This is a genomic window from Paenibacillus sp. E194 (assembly GCF_000935845.1).
In the GTDB taxonomy this organism is placed as follows: Bacteria; Bacillota; Bacilli; order Paenibacillales; family Paenibacillaceae; genus Paenibacillus_B; species Paenibacillus_B alvei_B.
This window is the reverse complement of record NZ_JMDX01000280.1, coordinates 1-6672: the sequence shown is the minus strand read 5'-3', so window position 1 is coordinate 6672 and position 6672 is coordinate 1. Positions and strand designations below refer to the sequence as shown.

General features: G+C 50.8%; 1 protein-coding gene. It reads left to right on the top strand.

All coding sequences use genetic code 11. The features are described from left to right. Positions 1–6672: non-ribosomal peptide synthetase (locus AZ66_RS25060; RefSeq protein ID WP_044357373.1), on the top strand; the 6672-nt coding region annotated here is incomplete at both ends.

Here is a 6672-nt window from a genome sequence, read left to right as displayed (position 1 = left end):
GGAACCATTATTTGTCTGGATTTGAAGAGACGACAGAACTTCCTCATAGCAAGGGGCGCAGACATTCTGGTCAATATGAAGCAGGTCAGGTTCAGATCGATCTAGGCACAAGCCTGAGCCTCGCTCTCAATCAAGTTGCAACGCAGCATCAAGTGACACTGAATACATTGCTGCAGGCATCATGGGGAATATTGCTCCAGAAATACAACAGAACTTCAGATATTGTATTCGGCAGTGTTGTATCTGGCAGACCGGCAGAACTAGTCGGAATCGAAGAGATGATTGGCTTATTCATTAATACGATTCCCGTGCGCGTGAGCAGTCAGGCCCATGAGAGATTTATAGAAGTAATGATGCGAATGCAAGACGATGCATTGTCATCTGCCAAGCATGACTACTATCCGTTGTATGAAATTCAAGCACAATGCACGCTGAAGCAGGATCTCATTAATCACATCATGGTACTTGAAAACTACCCGATGGAGCAGCAGCTCGATCAGTTTAACAGTTCGGACGGCAGTGGACTGAAGCTGACAGACGTAACCGTATCAGAACAAACGAATTTCGATCTGAACCTCATCATCATTCCTGGCGACAATATCGTCATTCGCTTCGATTTTAATAAACAAGCACTCGCAGAAGCGGATATGAACGTGTTGAAGGAGCATCTGTTGCATGTACTGGAACAAGTTGCATCGAATCCGCGGATATCCATAGGAGAGCTGCAGCTGGCGACGGATGAAGAGCGTGCCGTAATGATGAGCGAATTTAATGATACGTTCGTGGCTTATCCGCGCGAGAAGTCGATCCACAGATTGTTCGAGGAGCGAGCTGAACAAGAGCCAGACGCGCTAGCCGTCGTGTTTGGAAATGATCAGATGACCTACGGAGCGTTGAATGCCGCAGCCAACCGAATGGCTTGGAGACTCCGGTATGCTGGAGTGACGAGCGGTGAACTGGTTGGCATCTGCGCGGATCGCTCGCTGGAAATGGTCGTCGGCTTGCTGGCAATTATGAAGGCCGGTGGGGCTTATGTACCGATCGACCCAGCTTACCCTCAAGAGCGGATTAGCGCAATGCTTGAAGATACATCCATTGCGACGATGGTTACGCAGAGGCATCTGTGCAGCTTATGGCCTGAACATCTCAACGTGATTGCGCTGGATGATAACGAGACAGACGTAAGTAATTCAATGGAAGATGTAGAAAGTAACTTGCCTATTGATGGGGCGGGAGACGATTTGGCATACATCATCTATACGTCTGGGTCTACGGGAACGCCGAAAGGGGTCTGCGTAACGCACCGCGGAGTCGTCAGGCTCGTATGCGCCGCGACGTATGTCGAGATCAACAGCTCGGATGTCTTCTTGCAAGGTTCCACAATCTCGTTCGATGCTGCAACCTTTGAAATATGGGGCAGTCTGCTGAATGGGGCTGCGCTGGCCATCCTGCCTCCTGGCAATGTGTCGCTTACAGATTGGAGCGAAGCGATTCAGCGTCATCGGGTGACGACGTTGTGGATGACAGCTGGTTTGTTCCAGGTCATGGTTGAACAGCAAATTGAGGGCTTCTACGGAGTCAAGCAGCTCCTGGTAGGTGGAGATGTTGTATCTCCTACACACGTGCGCAAAGTAATGGAGAAGCATAACGGTATTAGGGTGATTAATGGCTACGGGCCGACGGAAAATACAACCTTCACCTGCTGCCATACCATTACGGCTGCTGATTTGGATCGAGGCTCAATTCCGATTGGCCAACCGATTGGCAATACGCGAGTGTATATGCTGGATGAAGCTGGGAACGTTCTTCCCGTTGGCGTATGCGGCGAGCTGTATGCGGGTGGAGATGGTTTGGCACGAGGATACTTGAATCGTCCGGAATTGACGGCAGAGAAATTCGTGAATGATCCATTTATCCCAGGCGAACGCTTGTATCGGACAGGTGATTTGGCGAGATGGCTGCCGGACGGTTCGATCGAATTTATCGGGCGCTGCGACGAACAAGTGAAGATTCGCGGTTACCGGATTGAACCAGGTGAGGTTTTAGCCTATCTTCTGAGGATCGATGAAGTAGGTGAGGCGGCTGTAATCGCGCGGGAGGATTCGAGTGGACAGAAGGAGCTATGTGCCTATTTCACAGCGAAAGTTGAGCTATCGGCTAGTGGACTAAGGGAGACACTGGCTCGTGAACTGCCAGCTTACATGATCCCATCGCATTTTATTCAGATCGAAGAACTTCCTTTGACACCTAACGGCAAGGTGGATCGCAGAGCCCTGCCTCTACCAGAGGAAGGGCTGCGTATGAACTTGAAGATCCAACCGCGTACGGAACTGGAAGCTAAGCTTGCACTCATCTGGCAAGATGTGCTTGGTCTCGAGAACGTAGGCGTTACAGATTCATTCTTTGAACTGGGTGGACACTCCTTGCGCGCGACCACCCTCGTTAGCAAGGTACATCGGGAGTTGAATATAGCGCTGCCGCTGCAGGATGTATTCCGCTACCCGACGATTGAACAAATGTCTCTCGCCATACAGGGGATGCAGAAGGAAAGCTTTGCTTCCATACCTCGGGTGGAAGACCGAGATTGGTACCCGGTATCTTCCGCGCAGAAGCGGCTGTTCGTTCTTCATCAGATGGAGGGCGCAGAACTGTCCTACAATATGCCGGGCGTCATGGCGATTGAAGGCAAGCTCCATCGCGATCGCTTGGAAGCAGCATTCCGCGGCTTGATTGCAAGACATGAAGTGCTGCGTACCGGGTTCGAAATGCACAACGGGGAACCTATGCAGCGAATTTACAGCGATGTAGAATTTACTGTCGAGCATGGGATAGTTGGAGCTGCATCGGAAGCGGAGTCAGTCATTCGCTCGTTCGTACGGGCGTTCCAATTGAATAAGCCCCCGCTGCTTCGGGTCGGACTGATCGAAGTGGACGCGGATCGGCACCTGTTGCTGTTCGATATGCATCATATCATTTCGGACGGGGCATCCATGGGTATATTGCTAGATGAATTCGTTGCACTGTATAGCGGCGAAGAATTGCCTGAACTGCGTCTTCAGTACAAGGATTATGCTTCATGGCAGCAATCGGAAGATTACTTGTCAAGGATGGAAGAACAGAAAGCGTATTGGCTGGAGACATTGCGAGGCGAGCTTCCAGTTCTGCAGCTTCCAGTGGATTACACTCGGCCTGCATTCCGCAGCTTTGCAGGAAGCACGCTGGAATTCATCGTTCCTGCCGACAAGGCAGACCAGCTTAAGCAGCTTGGAGCAGGTTCGGATGCCACAATGTACATGGTGCTGCTGGCGTTGTATACGGCCTTGCTTCACAAATATACCGGACAAGAAGACGTCATCGTGGGGATGCCGATAGCCGGTAGAACGCATGCAGACATCGAGCCGCTTATCGGTATGTTCGTCAATACACTTCCGCTTCGCCATTATCCGGCTGGAGAGAAGACGTTCCGCTCCTTCCTGGAGGAGGTTCGGCAGTCCACACTACAAGCGTACGAACATCAGGAATACCCGTTCGAAGAGCTTGTTGATCATATTCAACCGACAAGAGATGTAAGCCGTAATCCAATATTCGATACTGTGCTCGTACTTCAAAATACGGAAAAAGGAGCATGGTCCATCGATGGACTTGCCGTGACACCGAATCCGATTGAGCATGCCGTTGCTAAGTTCGACCTAACACTTCATGTCGAAGAAGGAGTCGATGGCCTGGCGTGCAGCATTGAATATGCAACAGCTCTGTACCATCGAGAAACGATCGAACGGCTGGCATGCCATTTCAATCAATTGCTGGAAGCAGTCATAAGCAATCCCGAAGCTCGGTTGGATCAGCTTGGCATCATAACGGAGACTGAGAAGCAGCAATTGTTTGCAGAGTTCAACGATACGTCAGCGGATTATCCGCGTGATAAGACGATTCACCGACTGTTCGAGGAACAGGTCGAACGAACGCCTGATGCGATTGCTGTAACGGGATCAGACGGATTCTTGACTTACCAGGAGCTGAATGAACGGGCTAACAGCTTGGCATGGGTACTGCGTGCAGAAGGCATCGGGGCAGACAAGCTGGTAGGCATCATGGCTGAGCGTACGACGGATATGCTTGTGGGGCTAATCGCCATACTCAAGGCCGGAGGAGCTTACGTGCCAATCGACCCGGAATATCCAGAAGAGCGCATCAGTTACATGCTGAGCGATTCCGGAGCAGATATTTTGCTATTGCCTCGCCATCTGCGGGAGCAAGTCGCCTACGAAGGCACCGTGTTGTTCCTTGATGACGAGCAGACATACAGCGGGGATAAGTCCAATCCGCCATCGGTCAACAAGCCTTCCGATCTGGCTTATGTCATCTATACATCGGGAACGACTGGCAAGCCGAAGGGTACATTGATTGAACATAAGAACGTCGTGCGGCTGTTGTTCAATAGCAGAAATCTGTTCGACTTCCGTTCAACGGATACATGGACGCTGTTTCACTCCTTCTGCTTCGACTTCTCGGTATGGGAAATGTACGGCGCCTTACTATACGGAGGAAGATTGGTGGTTGTACCGCAGCTTACAGCCAAGAACCCTGCCATGTTCCTGCAGCTGCTGGCTGAAGAACGGGTAACGATTTTGAATCAGACACCGACCTACTTCTATCAATTAATTCGGGAAGCACTTGCAGATGGAAGTCCTGAATTGAACATTCGAATGGTGATCTTCGGCGGAGAAGCGCTGAGTCCGCAGCTGCTTAAGGACTGGAGAGCGAAATATCCGCGCACGCAATTGATTAATATGTACGGGATTACCGAGACTACGGTTCATGTCACGTACAAAGAGATCACGGAAACCGAGATCGAGCAGGCAAGAAGCAATATCGGATTCCCAATCCCGACCTTGCGTATCTATATTCTGGATGAGAATCGAAATTGCGTGCCGATAGGCGTGGCCGGGGAAATGTTCGTCGCAGGAGAAGGGCTTGCACGCGGGTATTTGAATCGCCCTGAGTTGACTGAAGACAGATTCGTTGACAATCCATTCGAACCGGGCAGCAAGATGTACAAGACAGGCGACTTGGCGAAGTGGCTGCCTGACGGCAACATTGAATACCTAGGCCGGATTGATCATCAAGTAAAAATTCGCGGGTATCGGATCGAGCTAGGCGAGGTAGAAGCCCAAGTAACGAAGGTAGAATCGGTTCGTGAAGCCATTGTTATTGCACGAGAGGAGAACGGCGAAAAGCTGTTGTGTGCTTACTTCGTGGCAGATCGACAACTGACCGTAGGGGAAATGAGAACCGAATTGGCGCAGGAGCTGCCAGCTTACATGATTCCATCCTACTTCGTGCAGTTGGAGCGGATGCCGCTTACCTCCAACGGGAAGGTTGACCGCAAGGCGCTGCCTGCACCGGAAGGCAGCATCAACACGGGCAAGGAATACGTAGCGCCGCGTACATCAATGGAAGCTAGCTTAGTTCGCATGTGGGAGGAACTGCTCGGGATTGAGCAGGTCGGCGTAACAGACAATTTCTTCGAGCTAGGCGGACATTCCTTGCGCGCAACTGCGCTGGTTAACAGGGTGCACCAAGAGATGAATATTCAGTTGCCACTGCGTGATGTGTTCCGTTTCTCTACGATTGAAGAACTGGCAGCTGCCATGTCTGAGATGGCAGAGGAATCCTATTCTTCGATTCCGGTTGCTGAAGTTCAGGAACATTATCCGGTATCTTCCGCTCAGAAGCGGCTGTATATCCTTCACCAAATTGAAGGGGCAGAGCAGGGCTATAACATGCCTGGCATTATGCTGATCGAAGGCGAGTTGGATCGAAGCAGGTTCGAGGCTGCATTCCGTAAATTGATCGCGCGTCACGATATATTGCGCACTGGCTTCGAGCTCGTGAAGGGAGAAGCTGTACAGCGGATACACGATACCGTGGATTTCGCGATTGAATATCGGAAAGTCGAAGAACAAGAGGTTCAGCAGCAAGTAAAACAGTTCATTCGCACTTTCGAGCTTGATAAGCCGCCGCTGCTTCGTGTCGGGTTGATCGAGATTGCGGAAGCAAAGGAACAGCATGTGCTTCTGTTCGATATGCATCATATTATTTCCGACGGCGTATCGATCGGTATCGTGCTGCAGGAAATCATGCGGCACTATCACGGGGAAGAGGTACCGACGCTTCATATTCAATATAAGGATTATGCGGCATGGCAGCAATCAGAGGCCCAGAAGGAACAGTTGAAGCATGAGCAAGCATATTGGCTTGACCAATTCCAAGGGGAATTGCCGATATTGGAGCTGCCAACAGACTATGCTCGGCCGGCCATTCAGCAATACGATGGCCTCACGCTGCCATTTAGAATCGATAAGGACGTGGCAGATGGCTTGAACCGAATTGCCGCTGACACCGGAACGACATTGTACATGGTGCTCCTAGCTGCTTATACCATCATGCTTCACAAGTATACGGGCCAAGAAGACATCGTGGTCGGAACACCGATTGCCGGCAGAACACATGAAGAGCTGCAGCCGTTAATTGGTATGTTCGTCAATACACTTGCCATTCGTGCTTATCCGGAAGGTGCTAAGGCATTCCGTTCCTATCTGGATGAGATTAGAAGCACAATGTTGGGGGCCTACGAGCATCAACAGTATCCATTTGAGGAATTGGTGGAAG